The sequence below is a fragment of the Cycloclasticus sp. PY97N genome, assembly GCF_002443175.1.
Classification (GTDB): Bacteria; Pseudomonadota; Gammaproteobacteria; order Methylococcales; family Cycloclasticaceae; genus Cycloclasticus; species Cycloclasticus pugetii.
In genome coordinates this window covers 680884-698505 of the sequence record NZ_CP023664.1, presented here as the reverse complement: position 1 = coordinate 698505, position 17622 = coordinate 680884, and the positions used below count along the sequence as shown (strand labels likewise).

General features: G+C 42.8%; 20 protein-coding genes. 11 read left to right on the top strand and 9 right to left on the bottom strand.

Annotation, left to right across the window (positions count from 1 at the left end):
• On the top strand, nt 1-828 hold the full coding sequence (locus CPC19_RS03435; RefSeq protein ID WP_016390537.1) for a symmetrical bis(5'-nucleosyl)-tetraphosphatase: 828 nt from the start codon (nt 1-3) through the stop codon (nt 826-828).
• On the opposite strand, the gene CPC19_RS03430 is transcribed toward CPC19_RS03435, so the two are convergent.
• Genes CPC19_RS03430 through lgt form a run of 3 tightly spaced genes read right to left on the bottom strand, consistent with a single transcriptional unit; the run spans nt 825 to nt 2879 of the window.
• Complete coding sequence (locus CPC19_RS03430; protein ID WP_015006681.1) at nt 825-1307, bottom strand: dihydrofolate reductase; 483 nt, start codon at nt 1305-1307, stop codon at nt 825-827. The genes CPC19_RS03435 and CPC19_RS03430 overlap by 4 nt on opposite strands.
• Nucleotides 1307-2101 (bottom strand): thymidylate synthase, encoded by a 795-nt coding sequence (gene thyA, locus CPC19_RS03425; protein WP_016390536.1) that lies wholly within the window; start codon nt 2099-2101, stop codon nt 1307-1309. The genes CPC19_RS03430 and thyA overlap by 1 nt, the downstream gene beginning before the upstream one ends.
• Before the next feature lie 4 nt (nt 2102-2105).
• Nucleotides 2106-2879 (bottom strand): prolipoprotein diacylglyceryl transferase, encoded by a 774-nt coding sequence (lgt, locus tag CPC19_RS03420; protein ID WP_016390535.1) that lies wholly within the window; start codon nt 2877-2879, stop codon nt 2106-2108.
• Nucleotides 2880-3373: 494 nt separating this feature from the next.
• Here lgt and CPC19_RS03415 point away from each other — a divergent pair, with 494 nt between their 5' ends.
• The 4 genes from CPC19_RS03415 to CPC19_RS03400 all read left to right on the top strand — a co-directional run bounded on the left by CPC19_RS03415 (nt 3374) and on the right by CPC19_RS03400 (nt 6333).
• Nucleotides 3374-4843 (top strand): helicase HerA-like domain-containing protein, encoded by a 1470-nt coding sequence (locus tag CPC19_RS03415; protein ID WP_016390534.1) that lies wholly within the window; start codon nt 3374-3376, stop codon nt 4841-4843.
• Nucleotides 4844-4912: 69 nt separating this feature from the next.
• A complete protein-coding gene (locus CPC19_RS03410) occupies nt 4913-5317 on the top strand; it encodes a DUF4332 domain-containing protein (RefSeq protein ID WP_016390533.1) in 405 nt (134 codons plus the stop codon).
• A 95-nt stretch (nt 5318-5412) separates the two neighbouring features.
• A complete protein-coding gene (locus CPC19_RS03405) occupies nt 5413-5859 on the top strand; it encodes a DUF3465 domain-containing protein (RefSeq protein ID WP_016390532.1) in 447 nt (148 codons plus the stop codon).
• Nucleotides 5860-5880: 21 nt separating this feature from the next.
• Nucleotides 5881-6333 (top strand): hypothetical protein, encoded by a 453-nt coding sequence (locus CPC19_RS03400; RefSeq protein ID WP_015006687.1) that lies wholly within the window; start codon nt 5881-5883, stop codon nt 6331-6333.
• Between the two features lie 43 nt (nt 6334-6376).
• Here the strand turns inward: CPC19_RS03400 and CPC19_RS03395 are convergent, their stop codons facing one another.
• Nucleotides 6377-8383 carry a sodium-translocating pyrophosphatase gene (locus CPC19_RS03395; RefSeq protein ID WP_015006688.1) on the bottom strand — a complete coding sequence of 669 codons (2007 nt, stop codon included), beginning with the start codon at nt 8381-8383 and terminating at the stop codon, nt 6377-6379.
• Between the two features lie 174 nt (nt 8384-8557).
• Between CPC19_RS03395 and ppa the strand changes: the two genes are divergently transcribed.
• Nucleotides 8558-9106: an inorganic diphosphatase gene (ppa, locus tag CPC19_RS03390; protein WP_015006689.1), complete on the top strand. Its 549-nt coding sequence runs from the start codon at nt 8558-8560 to the stop codon at nt 9104-9106.
• A gap of 14 nt (nt 9107-9120) precedes the next feature.
• Here the strand turns inward: ppa and CPC19_RS03385 are convergent, their stop codons facing one another.
• Both CPC19_RS03385 and moaD read right to left on the bottom strand, forming a co-directional pair.
• Nucleotides 9121-9573: a molybdenum cofactor biosynthesis protein MoaE gene (locus CPC19_RS03385; RefSeq protein WP_016390531.1), complete on the bottom strand. Its 453-nt coding sequence runs from the start codon at nt 9571-9573 to the stop codon at nt 9121-9123.
• A gap of 2 nt (nt 9574-9575) precedes the next feature.
• Nucleotides 9576-9845, bottom strand: a complete 270-nt coding sequence (gene moaD, locus CPC19_RS03380) for a molybdopterin converting factor subunit 1 (RefSeq protein ID WP_020932094.1) — start codon at nt 9843-9845, stop codon at nt 9576-9578.
• Nucleotides 9846-9891: 46 nt separating this feature from the next.
• On the opposite strand from moaD, the gene moaC reads away from it, so the two are divergent.
• From moaC to purU, 3 genes are read left to right on the top strand one after another with little or no spacing between them, the layout of a single operon-like run.
• On the top strand, nt 9892-10374 hold the full coding sequence (gene moaC, locus CPC19_RS03375) for a cyclic pyranopterin monophosphate synthase MoaC (protein WP_015006692.1): 483 nt from the start codon (nt 9892-9894) through the stop codon (nt 10372-10374).
• A gap of 2 nt (nt 10375-10376) precedes the next feature.
• The gene (locus tag CPC19_RS03370) at nt 10377-10814 is read left to right on the top strand and encodes an HIT domain-containing protein (protein WP_016390530.1); all 438 of its coding nucleotides are present in this window, start codon (nt 10377-10379) and stop codon (nt 10812-10814) included.
• A gap of 13 nt (nt 10815-10827) precedes the next feature.
• Nucleotides 10828-11691, top strand: coding sequence for a formyltetrahydrofolate deformylase (gene purU / locus CPC19_RS03365; protein ID WP_016390529.1), 864 nt, complete (start codon nt 10828-10830; stop codon nt 11689-11691).
• Nucleotides 11692-11773: 82 nt separating this feature from the next.
• On the opposite strand, the gene CPC19_RS11875 is transcribed toward purU, so the two are convergent.
• Genes CPC19_RS11875 through metH form a run of 3 tightly spaced genes read right to left on the bottom strand, consistent with a single transcriptional unit; the run spans nt 11774 to nt 15910 of the window.
• Nucleotides 11774-11950, bottom strand: a complete 177-nt coding sequence (locus tag CPC19_RS11875; RefSeq protein WP_015006695.1) for a hypothetical protein — start codon at nt 11948-11950, stop codon at nt 11774-11776.
• On the bottom strand, nt 11947-12216 hold the full coding sequence (locus tag CPC19_RS03360) for a glutaredoxin family protein (RefSeq protein WP_236610535.1): 270 nt from the start codon (nt 12214-12216) through the stop codon (nt 11947-11949). Before CPC19_RS03360 ends, CPC19_RS11875 begins: the two co-directional genes overlap by 4 nt.
• Nucleotides 12197-15910, bottom strand: a complete 3714-nt coding sequence (gene metH, locus CPC19_RS03355) for a methionine synthase (protein ID WP_016390527.1) — start codon at nt 15908-15910, stop codon at nt 12197-12199. Before metH ends, CPC19_RS03360 begins: the two co-directional genes overlap by 20 nt.
• 122 nt (nt 15911-16032) lie before the next feature.
• On the opposite strand from metH, the gene CPC19_RS03350 reads away from it, so the two are divergent.
• Both CPC19_RS03350 and thiE read left to right on the top strand, forming a co-directional pair.
• Nucleotides 16033-16836 (top strand): hydroxymethylpyrimidine/phosphomethylpyrimidine kinase, encoded by an 804-nt coding sequence (locus CPC19_RS03350; RefSeq protein ID WP_016390526.1) that lies wholly within the window; start codon nt 16033-16035, stop codon nt 16834-16836.
• The gene (gene thiE / locus CPC19_RS03345; protein WP_016390525.1) at nt 16833-17453 is read left to right on the top strand and encodes a thiamine phosphate synthase; all 621 of its coding nucleotides are present in this window, start codon (nt 16833-16835) and stop codon (nt 17451-17453) included. Before CPC19_RS03350 ends, thiE begins: the two co-directional genes overlap by 4 nt.
• The last annotated feature ends 169 nt before the right edge of the window (nt 17454-17622 follow it).

Here is a 17622-nt window from a genome sequence, read left to right as displayed (position 1 = left end):
ATGACAACCTACGCCATCGGTGATGTTCAAGGTTGTTATGATTCTCTTCGCCGGCTATTGGATAAAATTCAATTCGATCCTAACAAAGATCAACTATGGTTTGCTGGCGACCTCATCAATCGAGGTCCCAAATCATTAGAAACATTACGTTTTATCATCTCGCTAGGCGACAGCGCCCACAGTGTATTAGGTAATCATGAATGCCATTTTTTAGCATCCGCACGTGGTCACAAGAAAGCACATCGCACAGATACATTTGCTGATATTTTAGAGGCTCACGATGCCGACCAGCTTATTCACTGGGTTCGGTCGCTTCCATTCTTACATCACGACAAAACACTCGGCTATACAATGATTCACGCAGGCTTGCCTGCCCCATGGACACTTGAAGATGCTAAACGATATGCAAAGGAGCTGGAAGCAGCCTTTCAGAGCGACTTATTCGATCCCTTTTTAGCAAGTATGTACGGTAACAAGCCTACCCACTGGGATAACAGCTTGTCAGGTCATGCACGTTTGCGCTTTATTATTAATTGTTTTACCCGAATGCGTTTTTGCGATGAACAAGGACATTTAGAGTTTAAAGAAAAAGGTTCGCCAGCAGATAGTCCGCCTCACTTAATACCTTGGTTTGAAGTACCTAAGCGGCAAACAGCCCAGGAAAAAATAGTGTTTGGTCACTGGTCAACTTTAGGCCTCAATAAACAAAACAACGCCTTTTGTTTAGACTCTGGCTGTCTTTGGGGTGGCCAATTAAGCGCCATGACACTGGATGGAACTGAGCGCATAATCTCGCTAGATTGTGACGCTTCATTAGAACCTTATTAGATTCGTCGATAGGTTATAAATGAATACGGGTAAGCGTGCTTTTCATCCGCTTCATGCTTAACCTGCTCAACAACCTCCCAATCTTCGGCTTTGATCTCAGGAAAAAAAGCATCTGCTTCAAAATCTTGATGGACCACCGTTAAATATAATGTCTCTGTCACCGGTAACATTTGCTCATAAAAACTTGCGCCACCAATAACCATCACATCATCAAATTCTTCCGTCGCTTCTAGGGCTGCTGTAATTGAATGAACAATGACAATACCCTCAGCCGTAAAGTTATTATCACGGGTAATAACAATGTTTTTTCTGCCCGGTAATGCCTTTCCTATCGATTCAAACGTCTTACGCCCCATTAAAATAGGCTTCCCCATGGTGACCGACTTAAAATGCTGAAAATCTTTAGGTAAGTGCCAAAGCAGCTCATTATTTTTCCCAATGGCTCTGTTTTCAGCCATTGCAACAATCATAGAAATCATTAAATCGCGACCGGTGCTTTAATCCCGGCATGGGATTGATAACCAATGATCTCAAAATCTTCATACCGATAATCAAATAATGAGGCGGGCTTTCTTGCTATCTGTAATTGAGGCAACGCTAAAGTATCACGTGATAGCTGTAAATTTGCTTGTTCAAAATGGTTGCTGTAGAGATGCACATCTCCCCCTGTCCAAACAAAGTCACCAACCTCTAAGTTTGCTTGCTGAGCAACCATATGGGTTAACAAGGCATAGCTGGCTATATTGAACGGCACCCCTAAAAAGAAATCAGCTGAGCGCTGGTACAACTGACACGACAGTTTCCCATTAGCGACATAAAACTGAAACAATAAATGGCATGGTGGTAAGGCCATATCCGGTATCTGCCCCACGTTCCATGCACTCACTATCATTCGGCGAGAGTCGGGGGTGTTTTTAATTTGCGCCAACACCTCACTGATTTGGTCAATATTCTCGCCAGAAGGAGTTGGCCAAGAACGCCACTGGTGACCATAAACTGGGCCTAAATCACCCTTTTCATCGGCCCATTCATCCCAAATGCTTACGCCATGATCTTTCAAATAGCGTGTATTTGTATCGCCATTTAAAAACCATAACAGTTCATGAATAATAGATCGCAAGTGTAATTTTTTAGTTGTTACCAACGGAAAACCTTTCGATAAGTCAAAGCGCATCTGCCGACCAAACACTGACCGCGTTCCAGTTCCCGTTCTATCTTCTTTATCTGTCCCGTTATCGAGGATATCTTGCATTAACTCTAAATATTGTTTCATTAACTTAGCCTTTTTGTTTTGCTTTCAGCATTAAGACGGCTCCTAACAGCAACATTGGCAAGGTCAAAATTTGCCCCATGGTTAGCCAACCAAATGCTAAGTAGCCTAAATGCGCATCGGGCAGCCGGACAAACTCAACCGCAAACCTAAAGGCACCGTAACCGATTAAAAACAGGCCCGACACGCTCATCCTTGCTCTTGGTTTGCTTGAATAAATCCATAAAATAAAAAATAGCACAAAGCCTTCTAGTACCGACTCATACAATTGTGAAGGGTGCCTAGGCATATTACCTAACCCTGGCACTAGCATACCTAGCGCAAAATCAGTCGGTTTACCCCACAGCTCACCATTAATAAAATTACCAATTCGTCCCGCCCCTAAACCAATCGGTACCAAAGGGGCAATAAAGTCAGTCACTTCAAAAAAGTGATGCTGGTATTTTTTGCCAAACAGGTACATGGCAACAAGCACACCCAATAACCCCCCGTGAAAAGACATACCGCCTTGCCATATTTTTAACAAAATAACAGGGTTATCGATAAAAGCAGGGAAGTTATAAAATAACACATAGCCAATACGGCCACCCAATACCACTCCCATCGCCGCGTAAAAAATAAGGTCATCAATTTGCTGAACACTCCAGCCCACCTTTTTAGCCCTATACCGACCTAACAACCATGCCCCCACAAACCCAACAAGATACATGAGGCCGTACCAGTGAACAGCCAATGGCCCGAGGTTGATCGCAACGGGGTCTATTTGAGGGTATACCAACATATTATTTAATCCTTAAAGGGAGTAAATATTTTAGCGTGTGCACGCCAAGACATGCATCTTTTATTTAACGCAACCTGATTAACAAAAGTTATCGATATTTTTAACATTTTTCTCATGTTAAATAAGACATGAAATCTAACAACAAAAATAACTATTGTGGCTACTCGAACAACTGACTAATATAAGAAATATAAAATAAGCATGATGAAAGGATTTACTGTACAAAGAAATGCCGTTGGTATGGTGATTAGCATCATCATTCGCACGGCTTGTAGTTAAGGACCCTTTCATCATTTTTAGCTGACAGGATTATACCATCCACAGATGAATTACTTCTTCTCGTCACTATTCAAGAAGCTGTCAGCGAAGTACCTGCTGCGGTCATTAAATACGTTAGTTTTTATTTAAACGGTGGTCGATTTTATAATTATTGCTTTCACTATTTTTATGGTTGTGAAGGCTATTAACTCAACAAAAATAAACGGTGCTTATCAATGTTGAATGAATCTAACTTGTTAATTGGCGGCAACCTTACTGATCAAATAAAATTGAACCCTAAAATGGGCAATCGACACGGGTTGATTGCGGGGGCTACAGGCACTGGAAAAACCGTGACACTTCAGGTGTTAGCTGAAGGGTTCTCCAAGCTTGGTGTCCCTGTCTTTATGGCTGATATTAAAGGGGACTTATCTGGACTTGCTAACGCCGCATCAGCACACCCAAAAATCGAAGAGCGTATTAAGAAAATCAAAATAACAGATTATCAATCGCAAGCTTCACCAGTAGTTTTTTGGGATGTTTATGGAAAACTTGGTCACCCATTACGCACAACTGTCAGCGATATGGGCCCGCTACTTCTATCTAACTTACTCGAATTAAATGATACTCAAACGGGTGTCTTATACGCCTGCTTCAAAATTGCAGATGATAACGGATTATTGTTACTCGATTTCAACGACCTTAGATCAATGCTGACATGGGTGAGCAATAACACCAAAGAACTAAAAGGCGAGTATGGCAATATCACCTCCTCCAGCATTGGCGCAATACAGCGTGATCTGCTCATTTTACAACAACAAGGAGTAGAAAATTTTTTAGGTGAACCAGCCTTAAGGCTTGAGGATTTAATGCGTATTGACTGGTCAGGTCGAGGATTCATCAATGTGATGGATGTAACGCAACTCATGCAAAAGTCACCTCGTTTATACGCCACTATTTTATTATGGTTACTGTCTGAATTATTCGAAAACTTACCGGAGGTCGGTGATGCAGATAAACCAAAGTTTGTTATGTTCTTTGATGAGGCGCATTTGCTCTTTGACGATGCACCGGAAGCATTAACCGACAAAATCGAACAAATTGTAAGACTCATTCGGTCGAAAGGTGTTGGCGTCTATTTTATCAGCCAAAGTCCTATGGATATTCCGGAAAATGTCTTAGGGCAATTAGGCTTACGTATACAACATGCCTTACGAGCATTTACACCTAAGGACCAAAAAGCTATCAAACTGGTGGCTCAAACGTTTCGACAAAACCCAAACATTGATATTACAACATGCCTTTCTGAGCTAGGTATTGGCGAAGCCTTAGTCTCCACACTTGACGAAAACGGTAGCCCTACACAGGTTGAGCGAACGCTCATTCGCCCACCTGAATCACAAATTGGCCCGATAAAGATGAAAGAACGCGCAGAAAAACTTGACCGTTCTCCTGTATCCGGAAAGTATGACACGCCTATTGATCGAGAATCCGCTCATGAGCTCTTAAAAATAAGAGCAGAAGAAGCAGAAAAACGTGCGCTCGATATTGAAGAAGAAAAAGCCAGAAAAAAACCCACTCGTAAGAAACCTCAACGCTCTACCAATAACCCAATGGACGCCATGATAAAAAGCGCCGCCCGAGCCATTGGAACTAAAATTGGCGGTAAACTCATACGCGGTCTCCTAGGTTCATTACTAAAGTAGTTTTAAACAAGGACAGATGAGTGTAAAGTTTTTAACGTCAACTCGACAAAACAACATAGGGAGAGAAAGATGACCGCATTATCTGATATAGAAGGAATTGGACCAGCATATGCAGAAAAACTAAGGGACGCCGGTTTAACATCAATTGAGAATTTATTAGAGGTTTGCTGTACAAAAAAAGGACGCAAAGAAATTGCCGAAAAGTCTGGCTTGAGTGAGAAACTTATCCTAGGCTGGGCCAACCGCGCAGATTTAACGCGTATTAAAGGTGTCAGCACACAATATGCAGACTTATTGGAATGCGCTGGCGTTGACACGGTACCAGATCTAAAGCAACGAAACGCCGAGAACTTACACGCTAAAATGGCACAGGTGAATGAAGATAAAAATTTAGTCCGTAAAGTTCCCGCCTTATCACAAGTAGAAAGTTGGGTTGAGCAAGCTAAAGAATTACCTAAAAAAATCACACATTAAAAGCTTCCAGCACCCTATATAAAAGCCGTATATATCGTTAATGCTATGTACGGCTTTTTTTTACCCCAAAACAATCCTTTGTAAACTTTACATCCATGAGAAAGTATCTTGTTCTAATAATAGCGATCATTATTTTTTTCGCCTTCTTTAACAAACAGCATCTACCCCTTGATACATCTCATGACTCAAGCTCTTCTACGTCCACGTATTCAACTGATGCGTTAATAAGCGCTTATAACAATAAACAAAGCGATAAAATTATCACTGCCACAGGCACCGTGAGCAAATTATTAGCCGATGATAACAATGGCAGCAGGCATCAAAAATTTATTGTCCGTATTTCACCCGTATTAACAGTCTTGGTTGCGCATAATATTGACCTAGCTCCTCGAGTAAAGGCCTTAAAAAAAGACGACCCTATTACATTTAAGGGAGAATATAAGTGGAATATAAAAGGTGGTGTTATTCACTGGACCCATCATGACCCTAGAGGCATACACCCAGCCGGATGGATCAAATATCGTGGTAAAGTTTACCAATAAGATGAAAAATTAGAGAACATTATGAGCAAACCAACAAAAAGCAAAAAGATTCCAACAAAAGCAGAACCCTTACTTGGTTCAAATCTAGTCAACGTAGACATTGGTCAAATTCATTCTTGCGCCCTTTCAGAGGATGACACGCCTAACTTACAAGAAAGTAATGAGTTTAGAAGTGCCGGCGTGTTAATGAAAGCCATTGCTGATGAAGCCCTATCTTGGCGACAATCACTTGAAGAAGGCCTACAACCAGCTATTGTGGCCGTTCTACAAGGTGGCATTCAAATTGACGTGTTAAAACTCTCTCAAGTCAGTTTCCACGGTATTAGAATTGAAGGCAAAATGGGCGGGAATAGCTGCGTGATGTTTGCTCACCAATCCAGTGTACAAATGCTCTGCCACGCGATAGAAATAAAAGAAGAGGCGCCCCAACGATCCATCGGGTTTATCTGGCCTGATAAAGAAGTTCACATATAAAAAAAGCGGCATGTAAGCCGCTTTTTTTATACCCTTTTACGCTCTACCCGAGCAACGGCGCAATAACCAAACTTACAATCGCCATTACATTAATCAAGATATTCATTGAAGGGCCCGATGTATCTTTAAAGGGGTCGCCTACCGTATCGCCTACCACCACGGCTGTGTGCGTATCAGAACCTTTACCCCCTAAATTCCCTTTTTCAACGTACTTTTTAGCATTATCCCAAGCACCACCGGCGTTCGCCATCATCAATGCTAACAACACGCAACACAGTAATGCGCCTGATAACATACCACCTAAGGCTTCGGCGCTTATAAAAAAACCAACCAAAGGAGGTGCACTCACTGCAATCACACCGGGCACAATCATTTTCTTAAGTGCCGCTGTTGTTGCAATATCAACACAACGAGCAGTGTCTGGCTCGGCTGTTCCTTCTAATAATCCATCAATCTCTTTAAATTGGCGACGAATTTCCTTAATCATCTCAAATGCCGCATCACCGACAGCTGTCATCGTCAATGCAGCAATAACAAACGGAATAACCCCACCAATAAATAAACCAATTAATACTTGCGGATCATTTAACTGCAAAGAGAAATCTGGCACATGTACCGATACTGTTTCTATAAACGCAGTAATAATCGCCAAGGCCGCTAATGCCGCTGCACCAATAGCAAAGCCTTTACCTATCGCTGCTGTTGTATTACCCAGTTCATCTAACGAATCTGTAATTTTACGGGTTTCCTCGCCCAATCCCCCCATTTCAGCAATACCACCGGCGTTATCTGCAACGGGGCCATAAGCATCTATGGCCATAGTTATGCCAACAGTCGCCAGCATGCCCACCGCAGCAATACCCACACCGTATAAACCAGCAAAGTGGCTGGAAACCGCAATCACTCCACAAATACTAAATGCTGGGATAGCGACTGATTGCATACCAACAGATAAGCCTGTAATCATCACGGTTGCAGGGCCCGTTTCGCCTGATTTAGCGATATGTTTAACCGGCGCTCCTGCAGTGTAATATTCTGTCACTAAGCCAATTACCATACCACCTACTGCACCGGCCAAAACCGCTACCCAAACATAATTACTCACATCCATCATCAAAATAAGTAGCAAAGCCACAACAATAAATAAAGCAGATGCCCCCATAGTTCCCATACGTAGTGCTTTTTCTGGCGACTTGGAAGCGTTGTTTTTAACAATAACAATACCACCTATTGAGCAAAGCAAACCAATCGAGGCCAATGCCAAGGGTAAAAACATTAAACTGGACTGTGCGCCCAGCTCTGACAGCAAAACAGCAGACATCGTTGATGCAATCGCAATGGTCGCAATCATTGATCCGCAATATGATTCAAAAATATCTGAGCCCATGCCAGCAACATCGCCCACGTTGTCGCCAACATTATCAGCTATCACGCCCGGATTACGCGGGTCATCTTCTGGTATGCCCGCTTCAATTTTCCCCACCAAATCCGCACCAACATCTGCACTTTTAGTAAAAATACCGCCACCAACACGAGAAAACAGCGCAACAACTGAGGCGCCCATCGCAAAACCATGTATAGCATGTGAGCTTTCGGGGTCACTGCCAAAAAATAAATACATCAAGCCTAAACCCATTAGGCCAAGAGAGGCTACCGCTAGCCCCATAATTGAACCACCAAAGAAAGCAACTGAAAGAGCTGCTTCGGCGCCATCTGTATGAGCGGCCGTTGTTGTTCTAACATTCGCTTTGGTGGCTGTATTCATACCAATATAACCAGCCGCACCAGAGGCCAACGCGCCCACTAAGAAGCAAAGTGCTGTTGCCCAACCTAAAAATATAAATGTTAAAACAAATAAAGCGGCCGCAAAATTAACCAGCATTTTATATTCGCGCTTCATAAAAACCATTGCGCCTAAATGAATTTGCTCAGCAATTTTTGCGACAACACCCTCACCTTCCGGGTACTTCATTACCAAGCTATATACATATTTCGCTGCATACAAACCAAAACACCCAATAATAGGGGGCAATAAGTGACTCAACTCCATAGTTTTCTCCTGATGATTATTCTATTTCCCGTTGATTAGCTTCATAAAAACACCACGCCTTCTCTTTTTTACTCTGCCTACTGGTATGGTGCAAGCAGAAAGCTTAATTAAATCAAATCCTCCCTGTATAATGCGGCACAACATTCAATCCAACATAAAAACATAGGAAAAAACATGAGCCTTAACCTAGTCCCTTCTGGGGAAGATCTACCCCATGACGTTAACGTTATTATCGAAATACCCTCTCACTCTGATCCTATTAAATATGAAGTAGACAAAGAATCTGGCGCATTATTTGTAGACCGATTTATGGGCACTGCCATGCATTACCCATGTAACTATGGATACGTGCCGCATACACTTTCTGATGATGGTGACCCAGTGGATGTGCTCGTTATTACACCCATTCCTTTGATGAATGGCTCGGTTATTCGCTGTCGTCCTATTGGTGTTTTAAAGATGACTGATGAAGCAGGTGAAGATGCCAAAGTATTGGCTGTGCCTGTATCAAAACTGACACCCTTGTATGATGATGTTAAATCCTATGAAGATATCTCACCGGTTACCTTAAAACAAATCGCTCACTTTTTTGAACACTATAAAGATTTAGAAGCGAATAAATGGGTAAAAGTTGAAGGATGGGAAGGTGTTGATGGTGCCGCCAAAGAAATTACAGAAAGTGTTGCTCGTTACAACGCTATAGAAGAAAAGCCTAACTTCTAAACGGCTTGTTCTGATCAATAACCGCTGGTGTTTTTTTCAACCCAGCGGTTTTTTTCTGCCTGCAAAGCGGTAGAACTAAGGTTCTCTTTTTTCCAAAAAGGTGCCTTACTTTTTAAATCTTCCATAATAAAACGACTCGCCTCAAACGCATCTTTACGATGTACCGACCAAGCAGCCACCAAGACTATAGGATCATTTGGCAATAGCGCCCCTACTCGATGAATAACTAATGTTTCCAGCAGGTCCCACTGTTTTTTTGCCGATTGAACGATCTTTTCCAAGTGTTTTTCGGTCATTCCAGGATAATGTTCAAGAAACATTCCGTTGACGGCATCTCCCTCGTTCATATCACGCATCGTTCCAATAAAATTAGCACAAGCACCAAACTCACCTTCTCGCTTCATTTCTCGCTGAAAGGTTGCTAACTCATGCCAAGGGTCAAACGCTTTTTGAATAATTTTAATCATTCTCAACCACCCGTAACTGGAGGAAAAAAAGCCACTTCATCGCCAGCATGTACTAACGAGTCCGCCTGCGCATATTCATGATTAACCGAATACAGCACCTGCTGGGATACATCGTACCCCTTGCTCACATGCTTCCAAACATCTTCGACCGTTTTTAGGCCGTCAATATTAAGCTGTTGCTCGCTACGCCCGAACAGCTCTTTTAAACTGGCAAAATAAAGTACTTTTACAGACATCGCTTCTTCATACATCTGACTATTTGATTGTGTCATAATTGATTATATTATCATGTTAACAAACGAATCGAGCCACTAGATTATGTCTGAACTCACACATTTTAACACCGCCGGTGATGCTCATATGGTCGATATTAGCGCCAAAGCCGATACCGACCGGACAGCCGTAACTGAAGGCTTTATTGAAATGAGCGCTGCCACCTTACAACGGGTGATGAACGGCGATAATAAAAAAGGCGATGTGCTGGGTATTGCACGGATCGCTGGCATTATGGCCAGCAAAAAAACAGCTGACCTTGTGCCCTTATGCCACCCCTTACCAATTACCCATGTGGACATTAAACTGGAACCTGATACGCAAAATAACTTGATTGCTTGCCAAACCACCGTCACCACATCGGGCAAAACAGGTGTTGAAATGGAAGCCCTCAATGCTACTCAGGTAGCCTTACTGACAATTTACGATATGTGCAAAGCGGTTGACCGCGGTATGACTATTCAAGGTGTTCGTTTGCTTGAAAAAAAGGGCGGAAAATCAGGTCATTGGAAACGTGAGGAGCCATAAACATGGACTTTGAATTACATCCAAGGCTTGCTGAAGATTGTTATTACCTAGGCGATTTTCCTTTGTGTGCACTTTTACTGAGCAAAGACGCCAATTACCCTTGGTACATTCTTGTGCCCCGACAAGCAGGCATTGTCGAAGCATTTCAGCTCAATAAGCAGGACCAACAAACACTACAAGATGAATCCTTACAATTCAGCCAAGCGTTAAGCGCAGCCTTTTCCGCTGACAAGATGAATATCGCCGCATTAGGAAACATGGTCCCGCAATTGCACCTTCATCATATTGTTCGTTATAAACATGATGCCGCTTGGCCAAATCCTATATGGGGCCATGTGAGCGCTAAACAATACACCCCTTCTGCATTACAAGACCGTATTCAAAAAACACACCAATTGCTCGGTCAGATGCACTTCACCCCTAACTTACAAACCAGCTAAAACAGGGCTTATTTTGAACCAACAAACCACCGCCATCTTATTAGCAGAATGTCCTGATCAAGCTGGCATTATCGCAAAAGTTACCAATTTTCTTACTAAGAATAATGGCAATATCGTCGATTTAGAACAACATGTCGATACTGCAGATAAGCACTTCTTTATGCGTGTTGAGTGGCAACTAGAAAACTTTTCTATTGACCGCGAACAGATTCAAAAAACCTTTTCGGAAGAAGTTGGCTCGGCGCTTAATATGAACTGGCAGATAGCATTTTCTGACATTAAACCTAGACTTGCACTGTTTGTTTCACAGCATGGGCATTGTTTGTTCGACATTCTTTCTCGCTACCAATCCGGCGAGTGGGACGTCGAGATCCCCCTAGTCATCAGCAACCACAAAAACCATCAATCACTTGCCGAAAACGCGGGCATTGCTTTTCATCACATACCCATCACTGCCGACAACAAGCAGCAGCAAGAACAGGCGCAACTTGACTTACTTGCCAAGCATCAAATAGACACTATTGTGCTGGCTCGTTATATGCAAATATTAAGCGCCAACTTTATAGACCATTACCCGCATCAAATTATTAACATTCACCATTCTTTCTTACCCGCTTTTCCAGGCGCTAGGCCGTATCATTCAGCGCATGAAAGAGGGGTCAAGATTATTGGTGCCACTAGTCATTACGTCACCACTGAACTAGATGCAGGCCCTATTATTGAACAAGATATTGTACGCATCAGGCATAACGATAATATCGAAGATTTAAAACGCAAGGGCCAAGACAATGAAAAAATTGTGTTATCTCGCGCTATCCGGCATCACCTAATGCACAAAGTATTAGTTTACAAAAACCGTTGTATCGTCTTTGTTTAACAACCTAATCAACAGCGGCTTAGTTGCCCAGTTGGTTTTGCGTAAATAGCAACCGAGTCAAAAAGCCATTCCCAACCACGCTCTACTTAGTTGTAACAACAGAGCTACTTAAGCTGGGACGTTTTGCGCCGTCAGATGATGCACCAACCTCATCAAAAACAAACCAATAAAAAACCCCAACACCCAACAAGACGGCCACCACACTTAAGACAACCATCATATAAGCAAAGCGGCTTACTGCCTTTTTATTCGCTCTCACTGCATCTCCCCTTCCTCTACAAAACAGAGTAAATCTGCATAAGTAAACGGCCAAGCCAACACTTGCCGAACAGCATCCTTCATCACAACGGGTATGCGCGTTCCATACTGTTCAATCAACTCTTCTGAGTCAATAATATCCACCACTTCGATTTGAAAACGCGTTGGATACTGCACTAATAACTGCTGTAATAACCGCTGTGCATCCTCACATAAATGACACCCTTCGGTTGTATAAAAGGTTAACTCAATTATCATCTGGGTCATACGCAAGACTCGGGGCCAGCCAACGTTCTATATATTCTAACGACTCACCCTTACGCACCGCATAGTCTTCAACTTGGTCTTTCTTTAGTTTTCCAACATTAAAATACTGCGCCTGCGGATGCGCAAAGTACCAGCCGCTCACTGCTGCAGTTGGGTACATGGCAAAACTTTCTGTTAACTCAATACCTGCTTGCTCGCTAGCATTAAGCAATGAAAACAATGTGGCCTTTTCAGTATGATCAGGACAGGCAGGGTAGCCTGGAGCAGGACGAATACCCGTATATTTCTCGCCAATAAGCTCGTCATTTACAAGTGATTCATCAGCGGCGTACCCCCAATAATCTTTTCTTACATGCTGATGTAAGCACTCAGCAAACGCTTCTGCTAAACGATCAGCTAACGCCTTGACCATAATCGATTGATAATCATCATGATCTGCTTCAAATCGCTTAATATGCTCTTCAATGCCAATACCCGCCGTTACTGCAAATGCGCCAATGTAATCATTAATGCCTGAACCCTTTGGTGCAACCATGTCCGATAAGCAGTAATTTTTACGTCCTGGTGGCTTGATATTTTGCTGACGTAAATGATGTAAAACCGCTGCTTCATTAGAACGCGACTCATCTTCATAAACAACAATATCATCCACTTGACTATTGGCTGGATAAAAGCCAAAAACCCCACGAGCCGTTAGCCACTTCTCATCGATAATTTTTTGCAGCATGATTTTGGCATCTTTTAACAAGTCCTTTGCATGCTGACCGACTATTTCATCTTCTAAAATTTTAGGGTAGCTTCCAACCAGCTCCCAAGTTTGAAAAAAGGGTGACCAATCAATAAACTTTGCAATTTCATCCAGTGGAAAATCATTCAACACCTTGGTACCCAAGAAACTCGGCTTTACCGGTGTATACTGACTCCAATCAATCGTGCTTGCATTCTGCCTGGCATCATCTAAATTAAGCTGGCGTTTTGTAGACTGACGTCCCTTATGACGCTCACGAACTTCAGCATATTCCTCACGAATTTTTTGCTGATAATCATTCGCCGCGCTTTTATCCATTAAATTACTCAACACACCAACCGACCGAGACGCATCGGTAACGTACACACTTACACCATGATAGTGCGGTTCTATTTTTACCGCTGTATGCGCACGCGATGTCGTCGCACCGCCAATCATTAACGGTATATCAAACCCTTGGCGTTCCATTTCTTTTGCCATATGCACCATTTCATCCAAAGATGGCGTAATCAGGCCGCTTAAGCCAATCACATCAACATTGTGTTTGCTGGCTTCTTTCAAAATAGTATCTGCAGGTACCATTACACCCAAATCAACTACTTCAAAACCGTTGCATTGAAGCACAACAGCAACTATGTTTTTACCGATGTCATGCACATCGCCTTTGACTGTTGCCATTAAGACTTTTCCGTTAGTCTCCACCACATCACCCTTTTCTTCTTCCATAAACGGCATTAAATAGGCGACCGCTTTTTTCATAACACGCGCAGACTTTACGACTTGCGGTAAAAACATCTTACCAGCGCCAAACAAGTCACCTACTACATTCATACCATCCATCAGCGGCCCCTCGATGACGTGTAAAGGACGCTCAACTTCTTGTCGAACCAATTCGGTATCTTCTTCAATAAATTCTGTAATGCCTTTAACCAGCGCATGCTCTAAGCGTTTTTTAACCGGCCAAGATCGCCATTCGGCGGCTTCTTTAACCGCTTCTTCTGAATCACCCTCAAGGTATTTTTCAGCAATGGCTAATAAGTTCTCTGTCGCAGAGGTACCGCTTTTAGGTGTCCGGTTTAAGATGACATCTTCGACACTCTCGCGTAGCTCATCAGGAATATCGTCATATACTGCTAGCTGCCCTGCATTGACAATACCCATATCCATGCCTGCTTGAACCGCATAGTATAAAAATACCGCATGAATCGCTTCCCTGACTTTGTTATTTCCTCGAAAGGAGAAGGACACATTCGAAACACCACCAGACACCATAGCATGTGGCAAAGTTTGCTTAATAACACGTGTTGCTTCAATAAAATCAACCGCATAATTATTGTGCTCATCGATGCCTGTGGCAATGGCAAAAATATTAGGGTCAAAAATAATATCTTCGGCTGGGAAGCCAACCTTTTCAGTTAGCACTTTATAGGCACGTGTACAAATTTCAACTTTACGTTCAAATGTATCTGCTTGCCCAGTTTCATCAAACGCCATCACTATCACTGCCGCGCCGTAACGCATAATGGTTTTAGCTTGATTGATAAAATTTTCTTCGCCTTCTTTCAGACTAATCGAATTGACAATCGCTTTGCCTTGCACACACTTTAAACCGGCTTCTAAAATATCCCATTTAGAAGAATCGATCATCACAGGAACCACCGATATATCTGGCTCTGCCGCTATCAAACTTAAAAAACGTATCATCGCTGCTTTCGAATCCAACATGCCTTCATCCATGTTGATATCGATCACCTGAGCGCCACTTTCCACCTGCTGACGCGCTACATCGAGTGCTGTTTCGTAATCTTGCTCTTTAATTAGGCGTTTAAACCGAGCCGAACCGGTCACATTCGTTCGCTCACCCACATTGACATACAGAGAGTCTTTAAAAATATTCATCGGCTCTAAGCCAGACAATCGACAGGCAATCTCAAGCTCCGGTATTTCCCTTGGTGCACTATCGCTCACCGCTTCTTTCATTGCCGTTATGAATTCAGGTGATGTTCCACAACAGCCACCAATAATATTCAAGAAACCACTTTGCGCCCACTCCCGAATATGGCCGGCCATATCGTCTGGTGTTTCGTCATAACCACCAAACTCATTCGGTAGACCTGCATTGGGGTGTGCACTGATATACGTATCGGCAACGCGAGACAACTCTTCTACATATTGGCGCAACTCTTCAGCACCAAGAGCGCAGTTAAAGCCAATACTAATCGGCTTGATATGTCTTAGCGAATTCCAAAATGCTTCGGTTACTTGACCTGACAACGTTCGACCGGAGGCGTCGGTTATTGTGCCAGAAATCATGACTGGGTATTCAACATCATGTGTTTCAAAATACATTTGAATCGCGTACAGCGCCGCTTTCGCATTGAGCGTATCAAAAATGGTTTCTACCAAGATAATATCGGCCCCACCTTTTATCAGCGCATCAATTGATTCTGTATAAGCCTCCGCCAATTCATCAAAGCTGATATTTCTAAAAGCAGGATCGTTTACATCCGGCGAAATACTGGCCGTACGATTTGTTGGGCCTAAAACACCTGCTACAAAACATACTCTGCCAGGGTATTTTGCCTCAATCTCATCTGCCGCTTTTCTTGCAATACGAGCCGATTGTTCGTTAATTTCATACGATAACTCTTGCATATCGTAATCAGCCATGGCGACACGTGTTGAATTAAAAGTATTCGTTTCAACAATATCCGCACCCGCTTCAAAATAAGCCAAATGGATAGCACGGATAGTATCTTCTTGAGTTAACGATAATAAATCATTATTGCCTTTTACATCGCTTGGCCAGTCAGCAAAACGCTCTCCACGATAATCACTTTCGTTAAAGTCATACGACTGAATCATCGTACCCATAGCGCCATCCAGTAATAAAATGCGTTGCTTTAATAAATCTAACAGCTGTGTATGTTTTTCTGTTTGTGCCATTGTTTCGGTACGTTTGTTTTTAAATAATCGGCCATTTTACTCGTTTGCTACTGAACAGGCACTTGTTGTTATAAATTTATTCCTCTACCATCCTTTTTAAATGTAAAACGCACCCCACTCTTTTGTCTCATTCGCCAAAAAATCTAGACACAAAACCTGCCGTACTAACTATTTCTGGGCATGACCCAACTGGCGGCGCCGGCATTCAAGCGGATATCGAAGTACTCACCCATTTTGGCTGCCACCCTTGCTCAATCATCAGCTGCTTAACGGTACAAGATTCCAGCACGGTTCATCGTTTAATACCCTTAAAAGCGGACGATATCATTGAGCAAGCCAAGGTACTGTTTGATGATATGCCTATTGCTGTTATCAAAGTTGGGTTAACTGGGTCAGTCGACGCCGTTAAAGCTATCGTCAAGATCATTCAGTTACACCCTAATATTCCTGTGGTTTTCGACCCCGTCCTTGCTAGTGGCGATGGCACATCATTGGCCAATATTAAACTGCTCGATGAAATTAAAAATACGCTTCTTCCCCTCACAACCGTGTTGACACCCAATACTATCGAAGCGGCTCAACTTTCTGGGTTACAACACGATAACAATGAAGAAAGCCTTGGCAAAGCACTGCTTAACACAGGTACAAATTACGTTTTAATAACGGGCGGGCATTCACCAGGGGCGGTACTGCATAATCACTTATTTTTTAATCATGAAAAACAAATAACTTATGAATGGGAACGCCAAAGCGGCCACTTTCATGGTACCGGTTGCACACTGGCCTCAGCCATTGCAGCCTTAGTCGCGCAAGGTCAATCAATACCCAATGCCGTAGCGTTGGCACAAACATATGTTAACCAAGCCATTAAATTAGCTAACCGAGTTGGTAAAGGGCAACTTTTCCCCAATCGCATTCAGCAATGACTCCGTTACCTAAAAATGGCCTATACGCTATTACACCAAATATAGCCGAAACAGCTTTATTATTAGAAAAAGTAGAACAAGCACTTCAAGGAGGTGCAAGCCTTCTGCAATACCGAGACAAAATCAGCACGCCTGATGAAACACTGCTGCGAGCACAGGCTATTCATCAATTGTGCTTAAATTATAACGTTCCATTGATCATTAACGACAATCCTGCCCTTGCACTAGCCTGTCAGGCAGAGGGTGTCCACCTTGGTCAATCAGATGGCAGCATTCTTGAAGCGAGACAACGATTAGGCAAGGATGCACTTATCGGGGTGACTTGTCATCACCATTTATCGCTTGCCTTACAGGCTCAAGAACAGGGTGCAGATTACGTTGCATTTGGTCGATTTTTCAATTCAACCACAAAGCCCGGCACTCCTTTAGCAAACCTTAAAACCCTACAGGATGCGAAAGCTGCTTTATCTATCCCCATCGTTGCCATTGGCGGCATTCAACACAACAATGCAAAAGCACTGATTAATCAAGGTGCAGACTTTATCGCCGTTGTAGAGCAAATTTTCAGCGCAGATAACATCAGCGAAAGCTGCCAACACTTCAGTGCTTTATTTTAGTATTGCAGTGCCCACCTATCCACGACCTGTAGAGCATTTGCATCAGCTGCCACTAACTCACGCGCGCAAGTCAATAGTATTTGCTGGCTCACGATAATTCTCTTTAACTATGCTCTGACATTCAAAATGCGCATATTACGCTCTTTCATTTCTAACTAAACCTCGTAAA

Bases quoted from the DNA above. Each gene is read 5' to 3' on its own strand.
- CPC19_RS03435 (WP_016390537.1), top strand. From the start codon at position 1: ATGACAACCTACGCCATCGGTGATGTTCAAGGTTGTTATGATTCTCTT.
- CPC19_RS03430 (WP_015006681.1), bottom strand. From the start codon at position 1,307: ATGATTTCTATGATTGTTGCAATGGCTGAAAACAGAGCCATTGGGAAA.
- thyA (WP_016390536.1), bottom strand. From the start codon at position 2,101: ATGAAACAATATTTAGAGTTAATGCAAGATATCCTCGATAACGGGACA.
- lgt (WP_016390535.1), bottom strand. From the start codon at position 2,879: ATGTTGGTATACCCTCAAATAGACCCCGTTGCGATCAACCTCGGGCCA.
- CPC19_RS03415 (WP_016390534.1), top strand. From the start codon at position 3,374: ATGTTGAATGAATCTAACTTGTTAATTGGCGGCAACCTTACTGATCAA.
- CPC19_RS03410 (WP_016390533.1), top strand. From the start codon at position 4,913: ATGACCGCATTATCTGATATAGAAGGAATTGGACCAGCATATGCAGAA.
- CPC19_RS03405 (WP_016390532.1), top strand. From the start codon at position 5,413: ATGAGAAAGTATCTTGTTCTAATAATAGCGATCATTATTTTTTTCGCC.
- CPC19_RS03400 (WP_015006687.1), top strand. From the start codon at position 5,881: ATGAGCAAACCAACAAAAAGCAAAAAGATTCCAACAAAAGCAGAACCC.
- CPC19_RS03395 (WP_015006688.1), bottom strand. From the start codon at position 8,383: ATGGAGTTGAGTCACTTATTGCCCCCTATTATTGGGTGTTTTGGTTTG.
- ppa (WP_015006689.1), top strand. From the start codon at position 8,558: ATGAGCCTTAACCTAGTCCCTTCTGGGGAAGATCTACCCCATGACGTT.
- CPC19_RS03385 (WP_016390531.1), bottom strand. From the start codon at position 9,573: ATGATTAAAATTATTCAAAAAGCGTTTGACCCTTGGCATGAGTTAGCA.
- moaD (WP_020932094.1), bottom strand. From the start codon at position 9,845: ATGACACAATCAAATAGTCAGATGTATGAAGAAGCGATGTCTGTAAAA.
- moaC (WP_015006692.1), top strand. From the start codon at position 9,892: ATGTCTGAACTCACACATTTTAACACCGCCGGTGATGCTCATATGGTC.
- CPC19_RS03370 (WP_016390530.1), top strand. From the start codon at position 10,377: ATGGACTTTGAATTACATCCAAGGCTTGCTGAAGATTGTTATTACCTA.
- CPC19_RS03360 (WP_236610535.1), bottom strand. From the start codon at position 12,216: ATGACCCAGATGATAATTGAGTTAACCTTTTATACAACCGAAGGGTGT.
- metH (WP_016390527.1), bottom strand. From the start codon at position 15,910: ATGGCACAAACAGAAAAACATACACAGCTGTTAGATTTATTAAAGCAA.
- thiE (WP_016390525.1), top strand. From the start codon at position 16,833: ATGACTCCGTTACCTAAAAATGGCCTATACGCTATTACACCAAATATA.